Source organism: Novipirellula sp. (genome assembly GCF_041583735.1).
In the GTDB taxonomy this organism is placed as follows: domain Bacteria; phylum Planctomycetota; class Planctomycetia; order Pirellulales; family Pirellulaceae; genus Novipirellula.
In genome coordinates this window covers 1-3,898 of record NZ_JBFHFD010000753.1, presented here as the reverse complement: position 1 = coordinate 3,898, position 3,898 = coordinate 1, and the positions used below count along the sequence as shown (strand labels likewise).

Below are 3,898 nucleotides of genomic sequence, written 5' to 3'. Positions count from 1 at the left end.
CTTGACGGTCTATCCAAACGAAGAAGCTCGGGGCAAGGCGTGGGATGCGTTTCGCGCTCACAAGGACTGGGCCGTGCTAAGCAAGGTTGAAAAGTATCAAGGCACGGTCTCGCACATCGACAAGTACGTGTTGGTGGCCAAACCCTACTCGCAGATGTAGCCGCTGAATTCGCTTCGGTAGCCAGATCGTGTTCGTTGGCGGGGCCGCATGGTTTCACTAACCCGCATCGTTGACTTACGCGGAATCGGCAGGATCACCCGAGGTTTCATTCCTTGAATTTAGCCTCGGGATGACTTTTCTCGCATCGTCGTGCGAGTTAGGATTTGCGTCATGACACCAATGATGAAACAGTATCATGAAGCAAAAGCCGCTTGTGGCGATGCGCTTTTGTTCTTTCGTATGGGCGACTTTTACGAGTTGTTCCTCGATGATGCAAAAACAGCGGCCCAGTTGTTGGGTTTGACGCTGACCAGCCGCGATCGAGACAGCGATAATCCTACCGCGATGGCGGGGTTTCCGCATCATCAGCTCGATTCGTATCTCAATAAGCTGATTCGGGCAGGCTATCGAGCCGCCGTATGCGAACAGGTCGAAGACCCCAAGCAAGCCAAGGGGCTCGTGCGACGTGAGATCACTCGGGTGGTGAGTGCCGGGACGCTGACCGACGATGGATTGCTCGATCCACGCGAAGCGAACTTCCTGGCTGCGGTTTATCTGGTCCCGGTCAAGTCGTCGGGAAAAAAATCCAATGGGGCCCCACCCGAACCCCAAGCCGGCATCGCCTGGGCCGAACTTTCCAGCGGTCGCTTCGAATCGGGCGTCTTTCCGGTCTCGCGAATCGAAGACGAACTGGCTCGCATTGGGCCTGCGGAAGTCCTGTATCGCGAAGACGACGCACGCTTTAGTCCCGATACCACCGCCCCTTGGTCTTGGACCTCGCGGCCGGCGTGGTCGTTTGCCGAGGATGCATCACGCGATGCATTGTGCAAACAATTTGAAGTTCACAATCTGGAAGGCTTCGGTTTCGGTGATACTGATGGTCCCGCCATTCGGGCTGCCGGAGCAGTGTTGGCGTACTTACAAGAAACGCAGCAAGGCGGACTCGATCATTTTCGCCAAATCAGTGCCCATCATCGCTCGCCAGTTTTGCAGATCGACGCGTCGACTCGGCGAAGTCTCGAAGTTACCCGTACGATGCGAACCGGATCACGCGAAGGCTCGCTGCTGGGCGTGATCGATCGCACGTGCACCCCGATGGGCGCGCGGTTGTTGGCCGATTGGATGGCAGCCCCTCTGGTTCATCGCGATTCCATCGAAGCCCGACTCGACGCGGTTGCGGAACTCGTCAACGATTCGCGTCTGCGAGGGGATGTCCGCGCGACACTCAAACGAACGTTTGACTTGACTCGGCTGCTGGCTCGCATCGCCACCGGACGCACCGGACCACGCGACCTGCAACAGGTTTCACGAACGCTCGAAAATCTGCCGGAATTAAAAGCCAAGTTGACCGATCGCAAGGCAGAGCGTTTGGGGTTCGTCGAAGCTCATTTGCATCTCTGTCCTGAATTGCGTTCACAGCTTGAAAATGCATTGGCCGATGAATGTCCGCTCAATGCAGCCGATGGGAATTTTATTCGCGTCGGGTTTGACGAAGAGCTTGACGGGTTACGCAAAATGGCGGCAGGCGGCAAGGAATGGATTGCCGCCTATCAGCAGAAACAGATGGAAACAACCGGGATCACCAATCTGAAGGTCGGTTACAACCGCGTCTTCGGTTATTTCCTAGAGGTGACCAACGCCAATAAAGATAAGATACCGACTGAGTACATTCGCAAACAAACGCTAAAAAACTGTGAGCGATACATCACGCCGGAGCTGAAGGAATACGAAGAAAAGGTTCTCGCCGCGGATGACAAAGCCGCTTCACGTGAACAGCTGCTGTTCCAAAACTTGCGGCATGAAACGCATCGTCATCTGAATATTCTGCAAGAAGTCGCCGTGGCGATGGCCGAGCTCGACGTGTTGGCCGCGCTCGCCGAAATCGCTGCCCAGCGTAAGTGGGTGCGTCCGGAATTGACCGAAGACTCGGTGCTGCGGATCGACGCAGGACGCCACCCGGTGCTCGACGTGACGTTGCCGCAGGGCGAGTTTGTCCCCAATGATTGCGTGCATTCCCCTGAGGCCGGAATGATCTTGTTGATCACCGGCCCGAACATGGCAGGAAAAAGTACCTACATTCGCCAAGTCGCACTTATCACGCTGATGGCGCAAGCCGGTTCTTTTGTGCCAGCGGACTACGCTTTGGTCGGAATTGCGGATCGCATCTTTGCACGTGTCGGTGCGAGCGACGAATTGAGCCGTGGACAAAGTACGTTCATGGTCGAGATGGTCGAAACCGCTCGAATTCTGAACACCGCGACGTCCCGCAGCCTCGTGATCTTGGACGAAATCGGCCGTGGAACGAGCACGTATGATGGGTTGTCGTTGGCATGGGCGATCACCGAACATTTGCACGAGCAAGTGGGATGTCGCACATTGTTTGCCACCCACTACCACGAATTGACTCAGCTCGAAGAAACGCTGCCTCGCGTTGCCAATTTGAACGTCGCGGTTAAAGAGTGGAATGATGAAGTCGTGTTCTTGCACCGGATCGTCAGCGGAGGCGCGGACAAGAGTTACGGAATCCACGTTGCTCGTTTGGCCGGCATCCCCAAGGCCGTCAATGAACGTGCCAAGGATGTGTTGGCGCAACTGGAACACGAGCATCGCGATGCGCTGGATCGACCGAAATTAGGCGGCCCCGCGCAAGCCGACAGCAACGGGAATTTCCAATTGACCTTGTTTGGTTTCGCCGATCATCCCCTCTTGGACGACATTCAAAAATTGGATGTCAACGCGATGACGCCGATCGATGCCCTGCAGTTCTTGCAGTCCGCCAAAGAGCAGCTCAAAACCAAAGTCTAAGTGCCGGCAACCGATTGTCGCACGGATTTCCAAGCCGTTAGCGTGCGTCACCTCCCCGAAACTTGTTTTGGGGAGGTCTGAGCGAGCGGAGCAAGCTCTGGGTGGGGCCTCGTTGTTTTAGGGACCGAGCGTGCAAGCTCAGCGCAACCAGCCCTCCCCGGCCGCTATCGCGGCCGACCCTCCCGCACACGGCAGGGTAAATCTGACGGGCCGGAACTCCGCTGCGCTGCAGCCTACGAGGTGATGAGGATGGAGTATCATAGGAGCACGACGACACTCGTCATCGACGGTCGTTTTCTCGCCTCGCACTCCCCTCCCCAAGGATCCTCTTTCAATGCAAAAGCCAAATCGTACGAACCGACGTGACTTTCTTGCAACTTCGGCCTCCGCCGCAGCGATTGCCGCCCCCTACTTCATCTCATCACGAACGCTCGGCGCCGCCGAGCACGTCGCACCTTCCGAAAAAATCACCCTCGGCGTGATCGGAATGGGCCCGCGATGCACCTACGACATGAAGTCGATTCTGCAGCTCGCGGATGTGCAGTGTGTTGCCATCGCCGACGTTCAGCAATCACGCCGAGATGCGGGCAAAAAACTTGTCGATGAACACTACGGCAATCGCGACTGTCAACTGTATGGTGATTTTCGTGAATTGCTGGCCCGCACCGATATCGATGCGGTGATCATCGCGACGGGCGATCGTTGGCACGCTGCGGCTTCGATCTTGGCTGCCGAAGCAGGCAAAGATGTGTATAGCGAAAAGCCATGCGGAATCACGATCGGAGATTGCCAAGACATTTCGAAGACGTTCGAGCAGACCGAACGTATTTTTCAGGCGGGAACCCAGCGACGAAGCGTCCCCAATTTCCGCACGGCGGTCGAGCTCGCACAAACCGGCCGACTTGGAAATATCGAATCGCTTCATGCATCAGT

Annotated in this window: 3 protein-coding genes; all 3 read left to right on the top strand. The window is 56.4% G+C overall.

Annotated elements, in window-relative coordinates; translation table 11 throughout:
• Nucleotide 1: 1 nt before the first annotated feature.
• Nucleotides 2–160: an NIPSNAP family protein gene (locus ABX962_RS32145; protein WP_372725761.1), complete on the top strand. Its 159-nt coding sequence runs from the start codon at nucleotides 2–4 to the stop codon at nucleotides 158–160.
• A 171-nt stretch (nucleotides 161–331) separates the two neighbouring features.
• Nucleotides 332–2,965, top strand: a complete 2,634-nt coding sequence (gene mutS, locus ABX962_RS32140) for a DNA mismatch repair protein MutS (RefSeq protein WP_372725760.1) — start codon at nucleotides 332–334, stop codon at nucleotides 2,963–2,965.
• Between the two features lie 334 nt (nucleotides 2,966–3,299).
• On the top strand, nucleotides 3,300–3,898 hold a 599-nt coding region (locus ABX962_RS32135; RefSeq protein ID WP_372725758.1), incomplete at its 3' end, for a Gfo/Idh/MocA family protein.

Excerpts from the sequence above, each read along its gene's own strand:
- mutS (WP_372725760.1), top strand. The coding sequence starts at position 332 with ATGACACCAATGATGAAACAGTATCATGAAGCAAAAGCCGCTTGTGGC.